The organism is Rhodococcus sp. JG-3, assembly GCF_000482405.1.
GTDB lineage: Bacteria > Actinomycetota > Actinomycetes > Mycobacteriales > Mycobacteriaceae > Rhodococcoides > Rhodococcoides fascians.
Map to the genome: position 1 here is coordinate 1,055,651 of NZ_KI519398.1, position 22,009 is coordinate 1,077,659.

Genomic DNA, 22,009 nt, shown 5'->3' on the forward strand with positions numbered 1-22,009 from the left:
AAGGTTCGTTTGCGGTACACAAACCTACTAGAAGACTGTTTTACCACCCCTAAAGTAGACGCGGGCCGTCTTTCCGCGCAAGCCGAAAACCGGACATTTCGTAACGAACGGGTGTCGTTACGAAATGCCCGGTGTCGGGGCGACCCTGTTCAGAGGTCGGCTATCGCCTCCAGCGGTTTGGTGCGCGCGGCCCGAACGGCAGGCCACAGAGCGGCCAGCACTCCGACCACCGCGGACCCGAGAAGCATTGCGACGACCTGCCCCCAGGGCACCGTCATGGCACCCAGGCCCTCGTCGCGCAGGGTCTGGACGAAGCCCCACCCGAAGGCGATGCCGAGGGCGACGCCGACGATGGCACCGAACAGGGCGATGAGCAGCGACTCGAGGTAGATGATGCGACGCACCTGCGGTCGCTGCATTCCTATCGCCCTGAGCATGCCGATCTCGCGTCGGCGTTCGACGACCGACAGGGCGAGGGTGTTGACGATGCCCAGCACTGCGATGACCACGGCCAGGGCGAGAAGTCCGTACAGCACCGCGAGCAGTGTGTCGATCTGCTGGCCTTGGCTGCCCTTGAATTCTTCGACGTCCTGTACCTGCACCACCACGGACGGTTTGGTCGCAGCCTCGAGGTCGGTGCGCAGCGTACCGAGGTCGGTTCCGGGCGCGGCTTTGACGAGGACCAGCAGATCCGACCGCGTAATGGATGGCGTCACCTTCTCGTAGATGTCGCCCGAGACGATCCAACTGCCGATCAGTGGGTTGTCGGTGAACACACCGGTGACGGTGACGGGAACCGAAGCTCCGTCGACGGAGTCGAACACGACCTGGGTGCCGATGTCCCAGCCCTTGGTGGACGCTTCGGTCTCGGACACCGAGAAGCCGTTGCTCTCGAGGTCTGCGGTGCCCCGAACCATGGACAGGTCGAGCAGCCCTTCCGGGGAGCCGTCGATGGCAGCGCCGAATTCTTCTTCTCCGGCGATCGTGACGAACACCGGATGCAGCACAGCGGTTCGTTCCACCCCGTCGACCTGTTGTGCGGCCGCCGTGGCTCCGGCCGGGACACCGATCGACTGTGGACCGGACAGGATGTAGTCGGCTTCGACGCCGGTGTCGACGAGTGAATCGACACTCGCCTTCGCCGTCGACCCGAGTACCCCGATGACGGTGACGAGCATGAGGCCGAGCATCAACGCGAATGCGGTGGCTGCCGTGCGGCGCGGATTGCGCACCGAGTTGGTTCTGGCCAAGCGACCGATGGCACCGAACGGCCGGGTGAGGACGGCCCCCAGGGCTCCCACGACGGGCCGTGACAACGACGGTGCGGCCAGGGCCGTGGCCACGATCGCCGCCACCGCGCCGACGCCGACGGTTGCTGCGGCAGCGCCGCCGGTCGACTGAGCGCCGATGACTATCGCTGCCGCTCCGGCGATTCCCAGTCCGACGCCGACGAACGTCCGGGTTCGCAGGGTGTCGCCGGCGGACGCGAATTCCTCGCGCATTGCGGCCACCGGTGGAATCTTGGCTGCTCGCCGCGCCGGTGCGTAGGCGCTGAGGACGGTGACGATGATGCCCACCGCGAAGGCGACGACGACGGTGCGTGGTTCGAGGGCGAGTGGGCCCGACGGCAACCCGAGGTCGAAGGCATTGAGCAGAGCGCGCAATCCGTACGCAAGTCCCACACCGCCGGCGAAGCCCAGCACACTTCCGATGACGCCGACGACGACCGCTTCGAGTACGACCGAGCGACTGACCTGCCCGCGGCTGGCTCCGATGGCGCGAAGCAGCGCCAGTTCGCGTACCCGCTGAGCGACGATCATCGAGAACGTGTTGTAGATGATGAACGTGCCGACGAGCAGTGCAATGGCACCGAACGCGAGCAGGAAGTACGTGATGAACGACAGTGCCGACTCGACCTCGGCCTTGGTTTCGGCCTGGACGTCGGCAGCGGTCTGCACTTTCAGATCCGGAAACGCGGCGGCGATCTCGTCCCTGAGGTCGCTCTGCGTCTTACCCTGTGCGGCGAGATCGTTGCCCGCGACGTCGATGTACTGCACGTGCGCACCGTCGGTGAACAACTCGTTCGCCTGGCTCTGCACAAACTGAATCCCGATGAAACCACCGGATTCTGTTGCAGTGGAATAGATTCCGGAGATCGTGATGTCGGTGATCCCCTTGGACGGCACGAGTACCTGGGTCGCGTCGCCCACCTGCAGGCCCGCTCGATCGGCGCCACCTGCGTTGATCGCGACCTGGCCGGGTGCGGTGGGGGCCGAGCCGGAGACGAATGTCGCCGGATCGCCGAGCCGCTGCTCGTCCGGCAGGTAGGACTCACCGATCGTCGGTGCACCGCCGGATTGCACTGCGGCACCGTCTTTACCCAGCAGAACGAGTTGTCCTCCCACGTACGGGGAGACAGCACGCACGCCGGGAAGCGCCGAGATGGCGGCGATGTCCTCGTTGGGTACTCCGCTCGATCGCGCATCCTCGGGGGCGACTCGAACGTCGGCTCCCTGTGCGGTGTCGGCGAACAGTGACGAGAACGTGCGCTGCAGCGTGTCGGTGAAGACGAACGAGCCTGCGACGAAAGCGGTTCCGAGTACGACGGACAGAACCGTCAGTGCCAGCCGAACCTTGTGGGCGGCAAGGTTTCGCAGCGACACCTTACGCATGGGGTTGCCCGACGCGGCCCGCGTCGGGGCCTTGTCGGGATTCGATTTCTTGGCGACCGAGTGCGACATCAGTGGACCGTTTCCAGCTTCTTCATGCGCTCGAGGACGGCGTCGGCGGTGGGCGACGCCAGTTGATCGATGACAGCTCCGTCGGCCAGGAACACGACGCGGTCGGCGTAACTGGCCGCTCGTGGGTCATGGGTGACGATGACGACGGTCTGATCGAATTCGTCTGCGGCCGTGCGCAGAATCGACAGCACCTCACCGGACGAGCGGGAGTCCAGGTTGCCCGTCGGCTCGTCGCCGAACACGATGTCGGGTCGACCGGCCAGTGCGCGAGCGCACGCCACGCGCTGTTGCTGCCCACCCGAGAGTTCGCTCGGGCGATGGCCCAGGCGGTCGCGCAGGCCCAGTCGGTCGACGACAGTGTCGAGCCACTGCTTGTCCGGAGTACGTCCGGCGATGTCGAGCGGCAGAGTGATGTTCTCGAGCGCGGTCAGGGTGGGCACCAAATTGAAGGCCTGGAACACGAAACCGATTCGGTCCCTTCGTAACCCGGTCATCTCCTTGTCGGACAGCGCCGTCAGCTCGGTGTCACCGATCGTGACCGTGCCCGAGGACGCGGTGTCCAACCCGGCCAGGCAATGCATCAGTGTGGATTTGCCCGAGCCGGACGGGCCCATGATGGCGGTGAATTCTCCGCGGGCGAACTCGACGTTCACCCCGGACAGTGCGTGCACCTGGGTGTCGCCAGAACCGTAGACCTTCGATACGTCGACCGCACGTGCGGCAATGTCGCTCATGGGTGCCAGTGTTTCAGTGTTCGGGCCCCGTCGCTATCAGGGGAGACCCTGAACTCGACCCCTATGATGGGCGTCATGCGCATCGGAGCACATGTCCGCGACAGCAGCGACCCTCTGGGCACGGCCGAGACGCTCGGCGTCGACCTCGTCCAGATGTTTCTGACGGATCCGCAGAAGTGGAACAAGCTCACCCCGCACCCCCAAGGTGAGGCTCTGTTGACCGGAGACGTCGATGTGGTGGTGCACTCGTCCTATGTTCTGAACGTGGCGAGCCTGAACAATCGCATTCGAATCCCGTCCCGCAAGGCGGTCGTCGAACAGGCCGCAGCAGCTGCCGAGATCGGTGCCATCGGTTTGGTGGTGCACGGCGGTCACGTCCGGGAGGGCGAGGACACCGCCAAGGGAATCGACAACTGGCGCAAGCTGTTCGAGCGTCAGGCCGAGCAGGGTGGTTTCGGCGTACCGATCTTCGTCGAGAACACTGCCGGCGGCGACTCGGCGATGGCGAGGCGCTTCGACGACATCGCGCGGTTGTGGGACGCCATCGGGGAGTTCGGTGCCGGTTTCTGTCTCGACACCTGCCATGCGTGGGCCGGCGGCGAAGACCTGATCGACGTGGTCGATCGCATCAAGGCCATCACCGGACGAATCGACCTGGTGCATCTGAACAATTCGCGCGACGAGTTCGACTCTGCCCGCGACCGGCACGCGAACCTGGGCACCGGAACGATCGACGCGGACATTCTGACGGCCGTCGCGCTCGCCGCCGATGCACCGGTGATCCTCGAAACCCCGGCAGAGGGAATCGACGACGACGTGAGGCTGCTGAAAAGCCTGTAGCGAATCCGGCGGTTACGAGGGCGCTGCCGTCAGCTCGGTGGTCGCTGCGGCCCACAGGCGGACCAGTTCGTCCATTCCCTCGATGCCGGTGGACCAGGTGATTCGGGCCGACACCAGCCCTGATTCCGTCTCGCCGATCGCGATGTCGATGGCGTACTCGTCATGGCCGGCGTCGGCTTCGGATATATCGTGGCGGAACAGAATCTGCGCTCCCGGGCGGCAGGCCAGCGCCGGGTAGTTCCGGGTCAGCGGGTAGTCGCGGCCACCGTGAGGTGCCGAGTCCAGCCGTCTGCAGACGTCGTCGACGAGGTACGAGGCGCGGGCGGATTCGGTGAGGGCGTCGACCGGAACGGCGGGGAGCCGGACGGGATGGACGAATCCGGTGTCGTCGACGTCGATATCGACCAGGACGCCCGACGACGAGCCGCGGCGGTTGTCTCGCTGCCACGTGGACACCGCAGATCCGAGCGCGGCGAGCAGCAGAGCGTCGAGCCGGTGCGTGTTCGTGGGAACGGACAGCGTGACCATGGTGCGCTCACGGAGTGGAGACGGCGTGACCTGCAGCGGACGTTCGGCCGGGGTCAGGACAGCGACCCAATAGGGAACCTGTTCGGCGACCTCGGTGCAGAAGGTACGTCCGAGCTGAGCTGGGCTGATCGTCTCGCGATGGGCGAGTTTCAGCGGTGCGAACACGGTCACGCCGAGGAACCCCACTTCCGGTGAAGATTGTCCTAGCCTTACCTAATTCCCTCAGGCTAGCTCGAGTCCGGCCGGTGTGCCAGGACGCCCCCGTCCGATCCCGATTCCACCGCCCGGCGCAGTGCGGGAACGCCTGGTGAGGTCGGTAGCGTTCCCGTCTCCAGGTCCTCGAGCAGGTCCTCGGACCAGCCGAGCAGACCCGTCACGTCGATCCGGTGTGGGGGCTCGACCTCGTAACCGATCAGGCGGTCGTGTCCTTGGCGAAGCAACGAAGCGGCACCTACGCGGTTTCCTCGCATCAGGTGCGTCAATCCGACGGCCAGTTGTGCAAGGCCCTGCCACAGCTCGCGTTCGTCCGGGACGCAGCTCTTCCACGTGCCCTCGAGTACCTCGTGGGCGTGAAACGGCATACGTGCGTCCAAGAATCGTTGCGCTTCGGTGAGCGCGGCGTCCGGTGGAAGACGGAGATCGTCGGGAACCCGGGGTGTTCCGGTGCCGCCGCGGGCCAGCGGGCGGCCGAGGCCGTCGCGCGGCCGGGCGTTGAGGGGCTTGCCCTGCGGGTCGCGCTCGCGTTCGGCCATGGCGGTCACCCTAGTGGGGTGACCGCCATGGCCCACACGATGACGCGAGTGAGGTCACCGACGTGCGGACAGGACGGTCACCGACCCGAGTGCGATCAGCGCTGCCGCCGAGGTGGCGACCATCGTCGTCGAGACGGCGATCGCGTCGTTGCCCAGTGCACCGACGATCGGTGCGACGATCGCCCCGAGTCCGAACTGTGCGGCACCGAGTAGTGCAGCTGCGCCGCCTGCCGCTTCACCGTGGCGGGACAGCGCCAGCGCGGGCGCGTTGGGCATGACGAACCCGACGGCCCCGAGTACGAACCACAGCGGGACGACGAACCCAGCCATGCCGCCGACCTCGGTGACCGCCAGGACGACCATGATCGCGCCGGCGACGACGCCGAAGGACAGCGCCGACAGGACGATCTGCACCGGTGCGAAGCGTCCCAACAGCAGGACGTTGAGCTGGGATGCGCCGATCAGAGAGATCGCACCGGCCGCGAAAACGATGGCGAATTGCTGCTCGTCGAGGCCGAACTCCTCCTGCAGGACGAACGACGAACCGGCGACGTACGCGAAGAGTGCCGACATGGCCAGGGCAGCGACCATGACGAGGACGACGAACTGCGTGTCACGCAGCAGCGATCGGTAGGTTCGTAGAACGGGCATGACGCCACTGGCCCGACGACGCTCGGGCGGCAGGGACTCGCGCAGCGACACGATTGCCAGCGTCATCAACGCCACGCCCATGATCGCCAACGCGGCGAACACGAGCCGCCAGGAACCGACGAGAAGTACCGCACCGCCGAGCGACGGCGCCAGCACCGGAGCGACGCCCATGACGAGCATCAGGCGAGACAGGACCGTCGCGGCGGCGCGCCCGCTGAACAGATCTCGGACGATGGCCATGGCGACCACGGCAGCAGCTGCGGCACCGAGACCCTGAATCACACGCAGGCCGCCGAGTACGGCGATGTTGGGAGCAACGATGCAGGCGAGCGACGCCAGGATGTGCACTCCGGTGCCCACGATGAGGGGCAATCGTCGGCCGACGATGTCCGACAGCGGTCCGATGACCAGCTGGCCGAGCGCCAGGCCGACCAACGTACCCGCGAGCGTGAGCTGCACTGCAGACGACGGGGTGTTCAGATCCTCGGCGATGGCAGGAAGTGCCGGCAGGTACATGTCGATGGTCAGTGGACCGAGGGCGATGAGCGCGCCGAGTACGAGGATCACCCGGAGGCGCTCGCGTGACGTCGGCTCGGTTGTGGGAGCCGACGTGCTGCTCTCGCGCGTGTCGGTCACCTGCGCGCTGGTTACGGATGTGTTCGATGCTGGGGCCACCCGAAGGTCAGCAGCGCAGGAGCTGATTCTGTTCCCGTTGCTGACTACAACTTTCGTGTTCTATGCCACCGCGTCGGACAGTCCGGTGAGTGTGTCCACCTCGTGGCTGGTCAGACGCAGTGTCGGCGCGTCGAGCAGAGCCGGTACCTGAGCGAGTGAGCTCGCGCTCGCGATCGGTGCGGTGATGCCCGGTCGAGCGAGCAACCAGGCGAGAGCCACACTCGACAGCTCGGCCGAGCGGGAGTCGGCGATCTCCTGCAGGCCCTGCACCACAGCCAGGCCTGCATCGGAGAAGTAGCCCGTCGTCAGTCGCTCGCGCTGGGTACCGGCCAGATCCTCCCGGGTGCGGTACTTACCCGTCAGGAAGCCGGCGGCGAGAGAGAAGTACGGAAACACCCCGAGGCCGTTGTCGACGGCGAGGGCTTGCAGTTCACCCTCGTAGTCGCGACGGGCAACGAGGTTGTAGTGCGGTTGCAGTGCGATCGGTGCCGCGAAACCGTTCTCTTTCGCCAGGCCCAGCCACTCGCGGACCCGCGCGGGGGAGTAGTTCGAGATGGCGACGTGCCGAACTTTGCCTGCCCGGACCAAGTCGTCGAACGCGGCCAGGGACTCGACCAACGGCGTCTTGTCGTCGTCGTAGTGCGCGTAGTAGACGTCGATGTGATCGGTCTGCAGCCTGGCCAGGGATGCGTCGGCTGCGGCCCGAATGTTGTCGGGTGCCAGACCGCGGAACTCGGGATGCTGGCTCACCTTGGTCGCGAGAACGACGTGGTCGCGGTTGCCGCGGGCCGTCATCCACTTGCCGATGATCATTTCGGATTCGCCGCCGGAGTTGCCGTCGGCGAACGCCGAGTACGAATCGGCCGTGTCGACGAAATTGCCACCTCCTGCGGTGAACGCGTCCAGGATGTCGAAGGACGTGTCCTCGTCGCTGGTCCAGCCGAAGGTGTTCCCGCCCAGGGCAAGCGGAAAGATGTCCAGATCGGACGTGCCGATAGCAACCACGAACTACTCCTTAGGTCGGCGAACAACTCGACTGTACGAGCAGGCCGGGATCAGTGCCAGGTGTGGTCCACCAGCGCGGTCCGTGGCCCGAATTTCGGCTTGGTCGCCTTGCCGCTGAGATACAGGAGCCGAATCGCGCGATGTCGATGTGGTGCCAAGGGCTGCAGATACTCGACCATCTCCGCGTCGTCGATCGGTCTACCCAACAGCGACCAGCCCACCACCGCGGCCAGGTGGTAATCGCCCACCGACAACGCGTCGGGATCCCCCAGGGCGCGCTGAGCGGTCTCGGCCGCGGTCCAGATGCCGACGCCCGGGATCGCGCGCAGCCTGCGTTGCGCATCCTCGGGCGTCATCGTCGACGCCTCCTCCAGCCGTCCGGCTGCGCGCGCGGCACGGACGATGGTCTTCGACCGGGCCGGGTCGACGTTGGCGCGGTGGTAGTCCCACGACGGGATGCGTCGCCACACGTCGGCCGTGGGAAACACGAACATCGTCTTCGGGGCCGGGCCCGGTGCGGGGTCGCCGAACTTGCTCACCAGGTACCGCCACGAGCCGAACGCCGAAATGCCGTGTACGCGTTGCTCGATGATCGCCGGTATCAGGGCCTCGAGCACCAGACCGGTTCGGCCGAGGCGTAGGTGCGGAAGTTGTCTGTGTGCCTCGCGCAGAATCGGATGCTCGGGAGCGAAGCTCGAGGCGTCGTCGTCTCGGCCGAGCAGAGCCGGGGCAGCGTCGAGCAGTTCGTCGGCACCGGGTCCCCAGGCTCGCACCATGACGCTGCTCGGTGAGGCCTGCACCAATCGGTACGTGACCGGGCCGGAAATCATGCGCGACGTCCGCCACACGGCGCCGTCCGGCGTGGACTCGTAGGTGGGGTCGCCGCGGCCCCGACGCAGCGGTGACAGGGACATTCGGATGTCGACGCGCTGCTCGAAGTCGACGAGGCGGGTGACGCCGTGATCGGTAGGGCCGGAGGAGGCGTTCTCGGTCAACGCTCGGTCACCTCCGTCGCAGTCGTGGTCGGCCGGTCCAGTGTGTCCCTGCCAGGGCCATATTCAACACCCTTGCGCAGACACGGGTGAAAATATATTGGACGAATGCCCACATCACCGGATCGCGACGCAGTGCTGCGTGAGGGCCGCTCGTGTTTGTCCGCTTCGCCGGAGAACCGGCGGATCCTGGTGATCTCGGGTGCGCGAGGCATCGGCAAGTCCACGGTTGCCAACACCATCGCGGGCGAGGCGACAGCGCTGGGTTTCCAGGTGGTGGATCTGCCGTGCCTCGCGTACTCACCCGCGGGGGCGCGTGGCGAGGGACTACTCGACGAGGGGCTGTTGGGTGATCTTGTGGCGGCCGACGTAGATGTGAAGCCGACGCTGCTGGTGATCGACGACCTGCATCTGTTGCCCGCGGGCTCGCGTGACCGACTCGCTCGTGCGGTGAAGACGGCGGTACGTAGCCCGCATGTCCGGTGTATCGCCACGACCGTCGACACCGTCCCGCCGTCATTGTGGCGGGAATTCGCCTTCCACCGTGTGCGACCCCTGCCCGACGACGCGGTGCGCGATCTGTTGACCGGCACCGAAAACACTGTGTCGCAACAGCAATCGATCGTCGAGCTGTCCCAGGGAAACCCTCTCGTCGCGACCGAACTCGCTCGCGCTGCGCCGATCTGGGGCCGGGATCCATCCGTCGGCGGTGCGATGCTCGACCGCGCCCACCTCACCGATACTCTCGCCGACATCGGCGCGTTCGAGGTCGCCGGGCTCGACGAGGAGTCCAGGCGTCAAATTCTCGGCGATGCGTTGCGACACATCGTCTCTCGCGAGCACGGTGGCGACTCCGTGGCCGCCCACCCACATGGCGACACTGTCGCACAACTGTGGATTCTTGCCTCCTCGACCGCCGAGGAGCGCACCGCCGTTCACCTCGAATCGGCTGTCGACACACGGCTGACGCCCGACGAGCGTCTGGTGCATCGGGCACTCGCAGCCCGAGCGCCCGACGCGCGCCTCGTCGCTGCGCTCGACGAGCGGGCGCACGACCTGGCGTCGCAGCATCGCTACCGCCGGGCGGTGGCGTTGCTCTGCCGTGCAGTAGCGCTCGAATCCGATCGTGGACGCGCCCAGGCCCTCGAGGTGCGGGCGGCGTCCATGGCGGCATTCGCCGGCTTTTTGGATCTCGCGGGAGCGATCTTGGACCGTATGCGGTCGGGACATCCCGATGCGGCCCTGTCCGAGACCGTTCCGGCCCGGGCCTTTGCCGCCGTGGCCCGGGGAGGCGACCCCCGTGCTGCGTTCGGCGTCGTCGTGCAGGCTCTCGATCGATTGCCGGATGCGGTCGCCCCGGACGTCGTCGACCAGTTGATCGGTTCGGTTCTGGCGTACAGCGCACTGACGGGTGACAGCGAACTGGTTGCGCAGGCCCTGCAATGGGCGGTCAAATACGAACAGCATCTCGATCCGGTCAACGTGCTCGTCGCGCGGTCTCTCGACGTCTCGGGTTCGAGAGTGCACGTGAGGGCATTCGACAGCCCGGCGCTGCTGGACGCGGTACGAGCCTCGCTGCGCACCGGAGACCCGTGGAAACCGGTACTGCTGCAGCTGGCGTTGCCCACCCTGCTGTGGGATCCGAACGACAGTTCTCGGCTGTCGGACGTGCTGGACCCTGTCGCAGCTGGGTTTCCGGCCGCCGAGTCTCTGACCCGGCTGCGGCACCTCGCCGCACTCGCCGCTCGCGGACAGTTCTCTGCGTTCGCCGAGGCCGTCTCCTCGGGACTGCCGGATGGCCTCTTCGACGCGCAGGAGTGCCTGCTGAAATCCTCGGTGGCAGCTGTCGCTGGTGGCGCGAAGAGCTGTACCGCAGCCGAATCGGTGGCACTGGGCCGCTTCGACGTCGCCTACGAGCGGATGCGCCGCCGCGATCTGTCGGCGGAGCGCTGTTCGATCACTCCGTACGGACCACTCGAAATACTGGACTACGTCGAATCCTGTGTACGGCTGCGGCGGTCGGACGAGGCGCGCACGTATCTCGACCGACTGCGCCGAACCGGGCCCGATTTCTGGGGAGCCCGCCACAGTGCGCTGCTGACTGCAGCCGAAGCGATGCTGGCGGAGGCCGGAGCCGAGGCGCTCTTCGAGGCGAGTCTGCATGAACTACGCACCGCTGGATGGTGTTTCGATGCGCCGCGGGTTGCGCTGGTCTACGGCGAGTGGCTGCGCCGCCACCACCGGGTGATCGAAAGCCGCGGTCGGTTGAGGTACGCCGCAGATCTGTTCGCAGAACTGGGCGCACGCACGTGGCTGCGCCGAGCCGAGGCCGAACTACGGGCTGCAGGAGCCGGCCCGCACCCGCGTGAGGGTGATGCGGGCTCGGGGTTGACCGGGCAGGAACTGCGCATCGCGTCGCTTGCTGCTGCCGGTTTGACCAACAAGGAGATCGGCGAACAGCTGTATCTCTCGGCTCGTACTGTCGGCGGTCATCTGTACCGAGTGTTTCCCAAATTGCAGATCACCACGCGGTCCGCGCTGCGGGACGCACTCCTTCGTTACGAGGGCGGCGGACGGTGAGTGAGCACGTACTCGCCGGCTCTGGTTCGATCTCCTTGTCGACGGCACAGGACGAACGGCCCTTGCAGAAAAGGAGATCAGCGTGACCCGATCGGACGAAAAGTCGTCGCCCCGCATGTCGGTGTCGAGTGCGACGGCATTCGTCGGAGTTGCCTTCGCGTTCGTGGTGGCGATGATGGGCACCACCATGCCGACGCCGCTCTATGCGCTCTACGAGGTCGAGTTCCACTTCTCCGTCTTCGTCGTCACCCTCGTGTTCGCGGCGTATGCCGTCGGTGTACTCGCAGCTCTGTTGGCGTTCGGCCGCTGGTCCGACTCGTTGGGACGACGCCCGATGCTGTTGGCGGCCATAGCATTCGGATTGATCAGCGCCGTGGTGTTCGTCACCGCCGGCTCGCTGACGGCCCTGGTGATCGGCCGCGTGTTGTCGGGAATCTCGGCCGGCATCTTCGTCGGTACCGCGACGGTGACGTTGATCGAGTTGGTACCCGAACGATGGCGTGACCGTGCATCCGCGATCGCTACCGCAGCGAACATCGGGGGCCTCGGCCTCGGACCGTTGGTGGCCGGAGTGCTCGCGGAGTACCTACCGCAACCGTTGCGTCTGACGTTCGTCGTCGACATGGTTCTGCTCGCGGCGGCAGCAGTGGCGGTGTTCCTCGCACCCGAGACGGTGCGGGTGGACGGCGGAGCACGCCCGCACATGCAGCGGCTGTCCGTTCCACCGGAGGTGCGCGGCACCTTCGTGCGCGCCTCGATCGGAGGATTCGCGGGGTTCGCCGTACTTGGCCTGTTCACTGCCGTCTCGCCGGGATTCATCGGCAGTGTGTTGGGAGTCGACAATCACGCCGTCACCGGGGTGGTGGTGTTCACGGTCTTCGCTGCGTCGGCGACAGCCCAGATTGCTTTGCGCGCTGCCGATCCCGCGTCGGCGCAGCGGTGGGGATGCGCGCTGCTGCTGCTCGGTCTGGTGTTCCTGGCCGCGTCGCTGCTGCTGACCTCGTTGGTCATTCTGGTGGTAGCGGCGCTGCTCTGCGGCGTCGGTCAGGGCATGACATTCGCCAACGGCATGTCCACGATCGGTGCCGAGCTTCCTCCGCACCGTCGGGCAGAGGTCACCTCGACTTTCTTCGTCGTGTTGTACATCGCGATCTCGGTACCGGTGATCGGGGCCGGAGCCGTGGCGACCGGATGGGGCCTGGTGACGGCGGGAGTGGTGTTCGCCGTCGTGATTGCGGTGCTCGCGGCGGTGGCGTTCGTGCTGTTGACCATCGATCTGCGCAAGTCTCGGGCTGTCGTGTCCTGAAACGGTCGACAGTGGGCCGGATTCGTACTCGATTCGGGACGGCGGGTAGGAGATGATGGTTGTCGACAGGAGGTCCTGACGATGGCCGAACGCTCGTTGCTTGCGGACTTTCTTCGGGTGCGCCGGGAATCGCTGCAACCCGAGCAGGTGGGTCTGGTGCGCGACGGCAACCGCCGAGTGCGCGGACTGCGACGAGAAGAGATCGCCCGGCTCGCCGATATCAGCGCCGACTACTACCTGAGGCTCGAGCAGGGGCGCAATCATCAACCCTCCGAACAGGTTCTGGCTGCACTGAGTCGGGCTCTGCGTTTGGACGAGGACGAGCGGGCGTACTTCCACCGGGTGGCGCGCGCGCAGTCCGGCCCGGCCGTGGTCGAGGCGCTTCCGCCGCGAGTGACCGAGGCGTCGGCCCGGGTGTTGGAGCAGTGGGTCCACACGCCGGCGTACATCACCGACCGCCATCACGATCTGCTTGCGCTCAACGGTCCGGCTGCGCTGATGACGCCGGGCCTGAAAGTGGGTACCAACCTGATGCTCGATGTGTTCGCGCACGAGCACAGTGCTGCCTCGCCGGAGGACTGGGCCGTCACGGCGCAGCGAATGGTGTCGGCGCTGCGATTCCACGCGGCACCGGGTCACCCGCGACTGACGGAGTTGGTGGGCCGATTGTCGGTGGAGAGCCGCGCTTTTCGCAGGATGTGGGCCAAGCACGACGTACGGCCGTTGTCGTCGAGCATCTCCGTCGTCCCGGTGGAGCCGTTCGGTCTGGTCGAATTCCGTTCGCAGACTTTGGAGATCGTCGGCGAGGGTGGGCAGTTCATCACCACCTACTTCGCCGATCCCGGTAGTCGGTCGGCATCGGCGATCCAGCATCTGGTTGCCGGAGTCCCCGGCCGCGACACTCAGTTCGTTGTTCCACGGTCCGATTCGGACGATCGGACCGCGTCGGCCAGTTGACGTAGAGCTGCCCTCGACTGTGCTGTTCGGGGCCGCAGCACCATCAGTACGTGGTCCTCGGCGGCAGGCATCAACAGGTAGTCGAGCATCAACGGACCGACGACGGCATGTTCGATCGTCACGGTTCCGGTTCTTCTCGCGCTGGTCTCACCGGCCCACTTCTGCGCGAATGCCGAACTACGGGTGGATAGTTCGCCGACGATGCGGCGAAAGGAGTCGTCTGGCTCGTGCCGATCCAACGACTCACGAAGCATGGCGACCACCTGATCCGCCGACGATTCCCACCCAGTAGGCGGGTCGTAGGCGGGAACGTCTCGATCGCTGCACAGCGAACCGGCGTCGACGAATGTGAACACGGCCAGATTGACCCCCTCGGCGAAGCTCGGCGACACCGCGCGAGCGAGCATCGTGGACGATTCGACGGTCAGATGCCGATCCAGCAGTACTGCAGGCGAATACGCCCAGGACTCGAGCGCCTCCACGTTGTGCATGATTCGACCATAGATGCAGGCAGTTGCCGGTCCGGTAACCCTGCCAGGGCCACCTTCGACCGGCGGTGTTCGATCCTCCCGAGGTGAATGAAAGCGTTGGGGCCGAGTATCACTGGGCTGGATCGGTCGTGCGGAACTTTCTCTGGTAATCCGACGGTGTCACACCGAACTTGGTGACGAACGCACGCCGAAAAGCAGCGGGCGTGCCGAATCCTGCGTCGGCAGCGGCCCGGGCCACCGAGTAGCCGGACTCGAGTGCGGCTACCGCGATATCGAGACGCATCGCGGTCACGTAGTCGAGAGGCGTCGTGCCCAGTTCCTCGCGCACGATGCGATTGAGATGCCGCACACTGACATTGGCGTGTGCCGCGAGAGCGCGCAGGTTCGCGGGTCGTGTCGGGTCGGCATGGATGTAGTCGGTGATAGCGCGAGAGACCTGGGTCCGCGGCGGCGGACCCTTCAGCGACACCGAATACTGCGACTGGCCGCCGGAGCGCTGCATGTACACCAGCAGTAGTTGCGCGACCGTTCTGGCTATCGGGGCACCGTGATCACTTTCGACCAACGCCAACGCCAGATCGATTCCGGCAGCGACCCCGGCCGAGGTGTAGATGTCGCCGTCGCGAACGAAGATCGAATCGGGTTGGACACGCGTGTCGGGAAAGCGTTCCGCCAGAGCCGACGTGAACTTCCAGTGAGTGGTCGCACTCCGGCCGTCGAGCAGGCCGGATCCCGCCAGCGCGAACGCCCCACTGCAGATAGACGCCACCCGCCGCGCTCGGGGGGCGAGCAGCGCCACCGCGTCGAGCAACGCCGGGTCCTCGAAGACGGCCGGAGCCGATTCGCTACCGGGAACGATGAGGGTGTCGAAGTCGCCGCTGTCGGCAACGGCGGCGTTCACCGACACCGTCATTCCCATCGAGGTCACCACGTCACCGCCGTCGATCGAGAGGAAGACGATGTCGTAGCCGTCGACTCGCTGGTTCGCTTCGAGGAAGACCTCGGCCGGGCCGACGAAGTCGAGCATCTTGACCTGGTCGAAGAGCAGAATGCCGATGCGCCGACGCTGGGTCGGACCACGCCGAGACGGGTCGTCGTTCACCCGAGTGGTCGAACGCGTCACGATGCTCGGATTCCGGCCTTCATGCCCACGGCACCCGCTTCACCGCGGGTCTTGACCTCGAGCTTCCTCAGGATGCTTGCGACGTGGAACTTCACCGTGCTCTCGCCGATGTTGAGGCTCGCGGCAATGTCCTTGTTGCGCTTGCCGTATGCGAGGTAGCCGAGAACTTCTCTCTCGCGACGGTTGAGGCCGGCGAGAAGTTGTTCGTCGGCTCGTGCGGGAGGCGGGTCGAGAGGAATCGCGATGCTCACGCGCGATCCCCACCCGGCGGTGGATTCGAACGAGATCGATCCCCGGAGGGTGTGCACGCGCCCGGAGAGCTGTTGGGTCAGAGTCTCGGTGTCGCAGGCGTGCGGGCCGTCGTTGCGGACTTCGAGCAGCAGGTTGGTTCCGTCGCAATCCCACGCGATACGTACCCGTCGAACATCCGGCTGAGCCACGTAGGCGAGTACGACGGTCCGAACCACGGCTCGCGCCGCGCGTGCGATTTCGCCGGGGACCGGTCTTCCGTCGACTGGGGGAGCGACATATTCGACGTCGATCGAGGACTGGTCCAACACAGTGGCGAGCTCCCCCTGCAGCCTGGCGAAGGCGGTGGTCACTGCTTCCTGCCCCAGCTCACGGTTGGCTTCTTCGATGGAGCGAAGCTCGATCAGTGCCGCCGACGCGGTATCGCTGGCGGTTGCGCGTGCTCGCGCGTCATCGAGGTCCTTCGAGCGCAGCGTAGACAGCACGGACGTGAGGGTATCGACGTGGGCGTCGACCATCTCGGAGATCACCCGAGCACGCTCGCTCGAGGCCGCCAGGGATTCGGCGAGATACGCAGGACTCGCCTGGACCACCTGATGGCGTATGGAGGTGGCTACGATTCCGAACGCAACGCCGACGTCGGAGTCCGGATCGAACTGCGGCGCAGTCGATTTGGGCACCAGAACCAGCAGGGTGTCGGTGGTGTCGTCGAGTTGCGTCGCGAGACGTCGCTGTGCACCGGCCAGGCGCCCCGGGCCGTCCAGAGCTCGGCGCCCACTCTGCTGCACCGACTGCTTGAGGTCGTCGAGCTCCTTGATCGTCACGCGGCTCGTCATCGACTCGTCGCCACTGACTTTTCTCGGACGGCCGGTGCATTCCCTGGTGAAAATGATCATCGCCGAGTGCGTATACCGCTGCGACGACCACCACGAAAAACGAGCAGCTATCTCGACCAGCGGACCGGTCAGGACCTCCCGAAGCGCGGCGAGCGAGTCGGTCGGTTCGGACCTGGCGGGGGTCGACGGGGCAGAGCTGCTCACGTGCGCATCCTAGTACTCGGAGCGGCGTCGTGTGATGTCCGTTCGGCCAGTGATTGCTAGCCGTTGTGCGTGGTTCTTTTCTCGCGGTAGGACGACAACCTGGACATCGGATTCATCGACGAAGGGAACACCGTTGAGGACGACCACCGAAACCCTCGCGTCGACTCTCGGCTGCCCGGAAACGAAGCGCATGATCGACTTCGCGACCCGGTGGATGCCCTACGGCGGCGGGCCGGCCGAGGACATTCTGGTCGGGTTCGGAATCAGCCCGACCGAATACTTCACCAGACTCGCCGCAGTGCTTCGCGAACCCGACACAGAATCGACTCTCGACCGCGACTCGATGTCCGCGTTGCTCGAGGTGTGCCGCCGCAGGCTCTGGCTCGGCGAGTGAATCGTCCTCCGTACATCACCTGACCCCAGGAGTGCTTGTGTCACAGACCGTTCATGCCGTCGTCGCGAAGGCGAAGGGCGAGCCCGTCTCGATCGAGACGATCACCATTCCCGATCCCGGCCCGAACGATGTCGTGGTCACCATCGCCGCGTGCGGGGTGTGTCATACCGATCTGCATTACCGCGAGGGCGGCATCAACGACGAGTTCCCGTTCCTGCTCGGCCACGAAGCCGCAGGCACCGTCGAAACCATCGGCGACGCTGTCACTCATGTCGAGGTCGGTGATTTCGTGGTGTTGAACTGGCGTGCGGTGTGCGGGGAATGCCGAGCCTGCAAGAAAGGCACCCCCTGGTACTGCTTCGACACCCACAATGCGTCGCAGAAGATGACTCTCGCCGACGGCACCGAACTGTCCCCGGCGTTGGGGATCGGGGCGTTCGCCGACAAGACCCTCGTCCACGAAGGACAGTGCACCAAAGTCGACCCGGACTCCGATCCGGCGGTCGTCGGTTTGCTCGGCTGCGGGGTGATGGCCGGACTCGGTGCGGCGATGAACACCGGCCACGTCTCTCGCGGGGATTCGGTGGCGGTGATCGGGTGCGGCGGTGTCGGGGATGCTGCGATCGCCGGTGCCCGCCTGGCGGGGGCGTCGACGATCATCGCCGTCGACCGCGACAAGAAAAAACTCGACTGGGCCCTCGATCTCGGGGCCACCCACACTGTCGACGCCTCGCAGGTCGATGCCGTCGAGGCCATCCAGGAGCTCACCGGTGGGTTCGGGGCCGATGTGGTCATCGATGCCGTCGGCCGCCCGGAAACCTGGAAGCAGGCGTTCTACGCCCGCGATCTCGCCGGGACCGTCGTCCTCGTCGGGGTGCCGACCCCGGAGATGACCGTCGAGATGCCGTTGATCGATTTCTTCTCCCGGGGTGGGTCGTTGAAGTCGTCGTGGTACGGCGATTGCCTACCGGAGCGGGATTTTCCGATGTTGGTCGATCTGTACGAGCAGGGTCGGTTGCCGCTCGAGAAGTTCGTGACCGAACGGATCGGTCTCGGTGATATCGAGGCGGCGTTCGAGAAGATGCATCAGGGCACGGTGCTGCGTTCGGTGGTGGTCCTGTGAGCGGGCAGTTGCGAGTCGAGAAGGTGGTCACGTCGGGGACGTTCGCGCTCGATGGTGGCGAGTGGGAGGTCGACAACAACATCTGGTTGGTCGGTGACGACGACGAGGTGGTGATCGTCGATGCTGCGCATACGGCCGGTCCGATCGTCGATGCGGTCGCCGGTCGTGCTGTGCGGGCGATCGTGTGTACGCATGGTCACAACGATCATGTGACGGTTGCGCCGCAGTTGTCGGGGGAGTTGGATGCGCCGATTCTGTTGCATCCGGCCGATGATGTGTTGTGGGAGCAGACGCATCCGGGCATCGGGCATTCGGTGCTCGAGGACGGTCAGCGGATCACCGTCGCGGGGACGGAGATCGTGGCGTTGCATACTCCCGGTCATTCGCCGGGGTCGAGTTGTCTGTATCTGCCCGAGGCGGGTCAGTTGTTCTCGGGGGACACGTTGTTCTCCGGTGGGCCCGGGGCGACGGGGCGGTCGTATTCGGATTTCCCGACGATCATCGGCTCGATCCGGGATCGGTTGTTCGCGTTGCCCGCCGAGACCCGGGTCAACACCGGGCACGGAGACGGAACGAGTATCGGGGACGAGTCCCCGCACCTCGAAGAATGGATCGCCCGCGGGAATTGAGGTTCGATGTTTCGCAGCACAGTGTCAGCCATGCCCAGCTTGGGAGAAGTCTCTCCCGGCTGCCGGGGCGAGTCAGCCGGGGTTTGTCGGTGGCCCGAAGTAGGGTCCTGTCCGTGATCATCGTGAGTACGGACGGCTCTTGTCTGCGTAACCCCGGCGGAGCAATCGGGTGGGCGTGGGTCAATCACACGGGTCCGAGCAACTCCGGCGGCGAGCCCTCGGGCACCAACCAGGTAGCCGAGCTCCGCGCCCTGCTCGAGGCCGTGCTGGCCCACCCCGGCCCGGAGCCGTTACTGATCGAATCGGACTCGCAGTACGCCATCAAGTGCGCGTCGGAGTGGCTGGCAGGCTGGAAGCGCAAGGGGTGGAAGACCGCGGGCGGCACTCCCGTGCGCAACCTCGATCTGGTGCAGAGCATCGAGCGAGCCATCACCGAACGCGAAGGGCCGGTGCGATTCCGGTGGGTTCGCGGCCACGTCGGCAATCACTTCAACGAAGCAGCCGACGCGCTTGCGGGCGAAGCCGCCCGCGCCATCGCGGCCGCCGGAGCGAACGCGGTGTCCGCACCGCCCGAGGCTCGCAGCGGTCCCGTTTCACAGAAGGCATCCGTCCCCGCTGCGCCGCTACCGTCCGAGCCGGAGATCGCCACCCTGTTCTGACGGCCGAGCCGAGCGCATGTTCCGGATCAGCCGCGGGGTCTCAGCCGCGCGTTGGGTAGTTCCGGTGCGTGCAACCTGGGCCCGGGGTAGCCCTCCACGGTGCCGAACTGACCGTTCTCGGCCTCGTACGCGGCCCGATACTCCACCACGTCCTCGTGGCTGCGGCCGACGAAGTTCCACCACATGACTATCTGTTCACCGAACGGCGGACCGCCCAACAGGAGGAATCGAACCGGTTCGCGGGCGGGATTGTGGAGCTGCATCGACCGGTGCCCGGGTTCGAGGTAGCCGAGTTCGGCTGCGGCCAGATCGGTCTCGTTCAGCGTCACCGATCCTTGGTCGACGACAACTCCGTGTTCGTAGGACTCGTCGATCTCGACGCTGACCCGCGCCCCGGCGTCGAGCACGATCTCCGCTCCGAGCAGTGGCGTGTACGTCGACACCGGCGAGGTCCCGCCCAGAAGCGATCCGAGAAACACCCGAGCGGTCAGGCCGGGCCGGGAGATCGAATCGGGAACGTAGTGCTCGAAAGTCGGTGCCACGAAACGGGATACGGCGGGCAGCGCCACCCACAGCTGCATCCCGTGCAGGATGTCGGTGTCGGGTGTCGACACCTCGGAGTGGCTGATGCCCTGCCCGGCCGTCATCAGGTTGAGCTCCCCGGGCCGCACCATCGCATGAGATCCGACGCTGTCGCGATGCTCGATCTCACCGGAGAACAGCCAGCTGACGGTCTGTAGGCCGGTGTGCGGGTGCGGTGCGACGTCCATGCGCGAGTGCTCGGGCCCGTAGTGGTCTGCGAAACACCATGCGCCGATGAGGGATCGGTCCTTGTGCGGCAGGGTGCGGCGCACCTTCATGGCACGAGGGCCGCCGAGTGGAACCTCGCGTGGGGTGAGGACCTGGATCATCAGTGCTCCCGGATGTCGGTCTGGGCGAGTCTGAGCTTGGTGCACAGACTGTCGAGTGTCCTGAGTTCGTCGGTGTCCAATGCATCGCCGACGTAGCGCCTGATGCGGGCGGCGTGTTTGCGTCCGATCGAGGCCTGCAGGTCTGATCCCGCGTCCGTCAGGCAGATCACGGTCCCGCGTTTGTCCGACGGATCATGCTCTCGGACAACGTAACCCATCGCCTCGAGTCGGTCGCACATCCGGCTCATCGACGGTTGGCTGAGCAGGATCTCGTCGTTGAGTCGACGCAGTCGGAGTCTGCGGTCCGGGCTGGTGCTCAGGGTGAACAGCACGTCGTATTCGCGCATGCCGATCGGATCCCAGATGTCGTCGGCGGCGAACCGGCGCATCAGGGAAACCTGGGAGCGAAACAGCGACTCCCAGGCGTTCACCGCCACCTCCGTGTCAGACGGCAACTGCTGGTTCCTTCGCAGCGGCCGCGGCCTTCTCTGCCAGCATCGAGGCGTGGGTCGGAGGATTCTCCGGAACGCCGGCCGGGCGTCGGGCAGCGAATTCCTTGCGCAATACCGGTACGACGTCCTCGCCGAGAATGTCGAGTTGCTCGAGCACTGTCTTCAGCGGCAGGCCGGCGTGGTCCATCAGGAACAGCTGACGCTGGTAATCGCCGAAGTAGTCTGCGAATGCGAGCGTCTTCTCGATGACCTGCTGCGGAGATCCGACGGTCAGCGGAGTCTGCTCGGTGAACTCCTCCATCGTGGGGCCGTGGCCGTAGACGGGTGCGTTGTCGAAGTACGGCCGGAATTCGTTCACCGCGTCCTGGCTGTTCTTGCGCATGAACACCTGACCGCCGAGACCGACGATGGCCTGGTCGGCGCGCCCGTGGCCGTAGTGCTCGTAGCGCTCCCGGTAGAGATCGATGAGCTGGATGTAGTGCTCTTTCGGCCAGAAGATGTTGTTCGCGAAGAAGCCGTCACCGTGGTAGGCGGCGATTTCTGCGATCTCCGGGCTGCGGATCGACCCGTGCCAGACGAACGGCGCGATGTCGTCGAGCGGACGAGGAGTGGACGTGAACCGGTCGAGTGGCGTCCGGAAGTTTCCCTTCCACGTGACGACGTCCTCGGTCCACAGGCGTCGCAGCAGCTGGTAGTTCTCCAGAGCCAATGGGATGCCCTGACGGATGTCCTGTCCGAACCACGGGTAGACCGGGCCGGTGTTGCCGCGACCCATGATGAGGTCGACGCGTCCCTCGGACAGATGCTGGAGCATCGCGTAGTCCTCGGCGATCTTGACCGGGTCGTTCGTCGTGATCAGCGTCGTCGACGTCGACAGGATCAACTTCTCGGTGGTGGCCGCGATGTAGCCGAGCATGGTCGTCGGTGACGAGGGTACGAACGGCGGATTGTGATGCTCGCCGGTCGCGAAAACATCCAGACCAACGTCCTCGGCATGCTTGGCGATGGTGACCATCGATCGAATGCGCTCGTGCTCGGAGGGCGTCGTCCCGGTGGTGGGGTCTGTGGTGACATCTCCGACGGTGAAGATTCCGAACTGCATGGCGTGCTCCTACCCGAACGACAAGTTCATGCGTTTGCATTGACTATGCCGTACAACCGGGGTGCGGTCCGGGTT

21 protein-coding genes are annotated in these 22,009 nt (G+C 65.8%); 8 read left to right on the forward strand and 13 right to left on the reverse strand.

Going from position 1 to position 22,009, the window contains the following annotated elements; genetic code table 11:
• Nucleotides 1-149: 149 nt before the first annotated feature.
• Nucleotides 150-2,672, reverse strand: a complete 2,523-nt coding sequence (locus K414_RS0106455) for an FtsX-like permease family protein (protein WP_027495202.1) — start codon at nucleotides 2,670-2,672, stop codon at nucleotides 150-152.
• Between the two features lie 68 nt (nucleotides 2,673-2,740).
• The gene (locus tag K414_RS0106460) at nucleotides 2,741-3,475 is read right to left on the reverse strand and encodes an ABC transporter ATP-binding protein (RefSeq protein WP_027495203.1); all 735 of its coding nucleotides are present in this window, start codon (nucleotides 3,473-3,475) and stop codon (nucleotides 2,741-2,743) included.
• 75 nt (nucleotides 3,476-3,550) lie between these two features.
• On the opposite strand from K414_RS0106460, the gene K414_RS0106465 reads away from it, so the two are divergent.
• Nucleotides 3,551-4,315, forward strand: coding sequence for a deoxyribonuclease IV (locus tag K414_RS0106465; RefSeq protein ID WP_027495204.1), 765 nt, complete (start codon nucleotides 3,551-3,553; stop codon nucleotides 4,313-4,315).
• A gap of 12 nt (nucleotides 4,316-4,327) precedes the next feature.
• Here the strand turns inward: K414_RS0106465 and K414_RS0106470 are convergent, their stop codons facing one another.
• From K414_RS0106470 to K414_RS0106490, 5 genes are all read right to left on the reverse strand, one after another.
• Entirely contained in the window at nucleotides 4,328-5,014 is a 687-nt protein-coding gene (locus K414_RS0106470) for a hypothetical protein (RefSeq protein ID WP_152530368.1), read from the reverse strand.
• 56 nt (nucleotides 5,015-5,070) lie between these two features.
• Entirely contained in the window at nucleotides 5,071-5,595 is a 525-nt protein-coding gene (locus K414_RS26195) for a DUF309 domain-containing protein (RefSeq protein ID WP_045841731.1), read from the reverse strand.
• A gap of 54 nt (nucleotides 5,596-5,649) precedes the next feature.
• On the reverse strand, nucleotides 5,650-6,813 hold the full coding sequence (locus tag K414_RS0106480; RefSeq protein ID WP_228139385.1) for a multidrug effflux MFS transporter: 1,164 nt from the start codon (nucleotides 6,811-6,813) through the stop codon (nucleotides 5,650-5,652).
• A gap of 168 nt (nucleotides 6,814-6,981) precedes the next feature.
• Nucleotides 6,982-7,926 carry an aldo/keto reductase gene (locus K414_RS0106485; protein ID WP_027495207.1) on the reverse strand — a complete coding sequence of 315 codons (945 nt, stop codon included), beginning with the start codon at nucleotides 7,924-7,926 and terminating at the stop codon, nucleotides 6,982-6,984.
• Nucleotides 7,927-7,976: 50 nt separating this feature from the next.
• Nucleotides 7,977-8,846: a DNA-3-methyladenine glycosylase gene (locus tag K414_RS0106490; protein WP_152530489.1), complete on the reverse strand. Its 870-nt coding sequence runs from the start codon at nucleotides 8,844-8,846 to the stop codon at nucleotides 7,977-7,979.
• Nucleotides 8,847-9,026: 180 nt separating this feature from the next.
• On the opposite strand from K414_RS0106490, the gene K414_RS0106495 reads away from it, so the two are divergent.
• The 3 genes from K414_RS0106495 (at nucleotide 9,027) to K414_RS26200 (ending at nucleotide 13,761) form a co-directional block, all read left to right on the forward strand.
• A complete protein-coding gene (locus K414_RS0106495) occupies nucleotides 9,027-11,498 on the forward strand; it encodes a LuxR C-terminal-related transcriptional regulator (protein WP_081701543.1) in 2,472 nt (823 codons plus the stop codon).
• 82 nt (nucleotides 11,499-11,580) lie between these two features.
• Nucleotides 11,581-12,804 (forward strand): MFS transporter, encoded by a 1,224-nt coding sequence (locus tag K414_RS0106500; protein ID WP_230592068.1) that lies wholly within the window; start codon nucleotides 11,581-11,583, stop codon nucleotides 12,802-12,804.
• Between the two features lie 81 nt (nucleotides 12,805-12,885).
• Nucleotides 12,886-13,761: a helix-turn-helix transcriptional regulator gene (locus tag K414_RS26200; RefSeq protein WP_051364970.1), complete on the forward strand. Its 876-nt coding sequence runs from the start codon at nucleotides 12,886-12,888 to the stop codon at nucleotides 13,759-13,761.
• On the opposite strand, the gene K414_RS0106510 is transcribed toward K414_RS26200, so the two are convergent.
• From K414_RS0106510 to K414_RS0106520, 3 genes are all read right to left on the reverse strand, one after another.
• Nucleotides 13,707-14,252, reverse strand: coding sequence for a hypothetical protein (locus K414_RS0106510; RefSeq protein WP_027495211.1), 546 nt, complete (start codon nucleotides 14,250-14,252; stop codon nucleotides 13,707-13,709). The genes K414_RS26200 and K414_RS0106510 overlap by 55 nt on opposite strands.
• Nucleotides 14,253-14,361: 109 nt before the next feature.
• Nucleotides 14,362-15,375, reverse strand: coding sequence for a DJ-1/PfpI family protein (locus K414_RS0106515; protein ID WP_272913800.1), 1,014 nt, complete (start codon nucleotides 15,373-15,375; stop codon nucleotides 14,362-14,364).
• Nucleotides 15,372-16,664 (reverse strand): LuxR C-terminal-related transcriptional regulator, encoded by a 1,293-nt coding sequence (locus K414_RS0106520; RefSeq protein ID WP_037218954.1) that lies wholly within the window; start codon nucleotides 16,662-16,664, stop codon nucleotides 15,372-15,374. Before K414_RS0106520 ends, K414_RS0106515 begins: the two co-directional genes overlap by 4 nt.
• A 133-nt stretch (nucleotides 16,665-16,797) precedes the next feature.
• Here K414_RS0106520 and K414_RS0106525 point away from each other — a divergent pair, with 133 nt between their 5' ends.
• The 4 genes from K414_RS0106525 to K414_RS0106540 all read left to right on the forward strand — a co-directional run bounded on the left by K414_RS0106525 (nucleotide 16,798) and on the right by K414_RS0106540 (nucleotide 19,469).
• Complete coding sequence (locus tag K414_RS0106525) at nucleotides 16,798-17,058, forward strand: DUF3263 domain-containing protein (RefSeq protein ID WP_237606145.1); 261 nt, start codon at nucleotides 16,798-16,800, stop codon at nucleotides 17,056-17,058.
• Nucleotides 17,059-17,095: 37 nt separating this feature from the next.
• The gene (locus K414_RS0106530; protein WP_027495215.1) at nucleotides 17,096-18,181 is read left to right on the forward strand and encodes an S-(hydroxymethyl)mycothiol dehydrogenase; all 1,086 of its coding nucleotides are present in this window, start codon (nucleotides 17,096-17,098) and stop codon (nucleotides 18,179-18,181) included.
• Nucleotides 18,178-18,810 (forward strand): MBL fold metallo-hydrolase, encoded by a 633-nt coding sequence (locus K414_RS0106535; RefSeq protein WP_027495216.1) that lies wholly within the window; start codon nucleotides 18,178-18,180, stop codon nucleotides 18,808-18,810. Before K414_RS0106530 ends, K414_RS0106535 begins: the two co-directional genes overlap by 4 nt.
• A gap of 113 nt (nucleotides 18,811-18,923) precedes the next feature.
• The gene (locus K414_RS0106540) at nucleotides 18,924-19,469 is read left to right on the forward strand and encodes a ribonuclease H (RefSeq protein ID WP_027495217.1); all 546 of its coding nucleotides are present in this window, start codon (nucleotides 18,924-18,926) and stop codon (nucleotides 19,467-19,469) included.
• 26 nt (nucleotides 19,470-19,495) lie between these two features.
• Here K414_RS0106540 and K414_RS0106545 read toward each other — a convergent pair whose 3' ends face one another.
• Genes K414_RS0106545 through K414_RS0106555 form a run of 3 tightly spaced genes read right to left on the reverse strand, consistent with a single transcriptional unit; the run spans nucleotide 19,496 to nucleotide 21,934 of the window.
• Nucleotides 19,496-20,380, reverse strand: coding sequence for a pirin family protein (locus K414_RS0106545; RefSeq protein ID WP_152530369.1), 885 nt, complete (start codon nucleotides 20,378-20,380; stop codon nucleotides 19,496-19,498).
• Nucleotides 20,380-20,835 (reverse strand): MarR family winged helix-turn-helix transcriptional regulator, encoded by a 456-nt coding sequence (locus K414_RS0106550; protein ID WP_027495219.1) that lies wholly within the window; start codon nucleotides 20,833-20,835, stop codon nucleotides 20,380-20,382. The genes K414_RS0106545 and K414_RS0106550 overlap by 1 nt, the downstream gene beginning before the upstream one ends.
• Nucleotides 20,825-21,934 (reverse strand): LLM class flavin-dependent oxidoreductase, encoded by a 1,110-nt coding sequence (locus tag K414_RS0106555; RefSeq protein WP_027495220.1) that lies wholly within the window; start codon nucleotides 21,932-21,934, stop codon nucleotides 20,825-20,827. The genes K414_RS0106550 and K414_RS0106555 overlap by 11 nt, the downstream gene beginning before the upstream one ends.
• Nucleotides 21,935-22,009 lie beyond the last annotated feature (75 nt).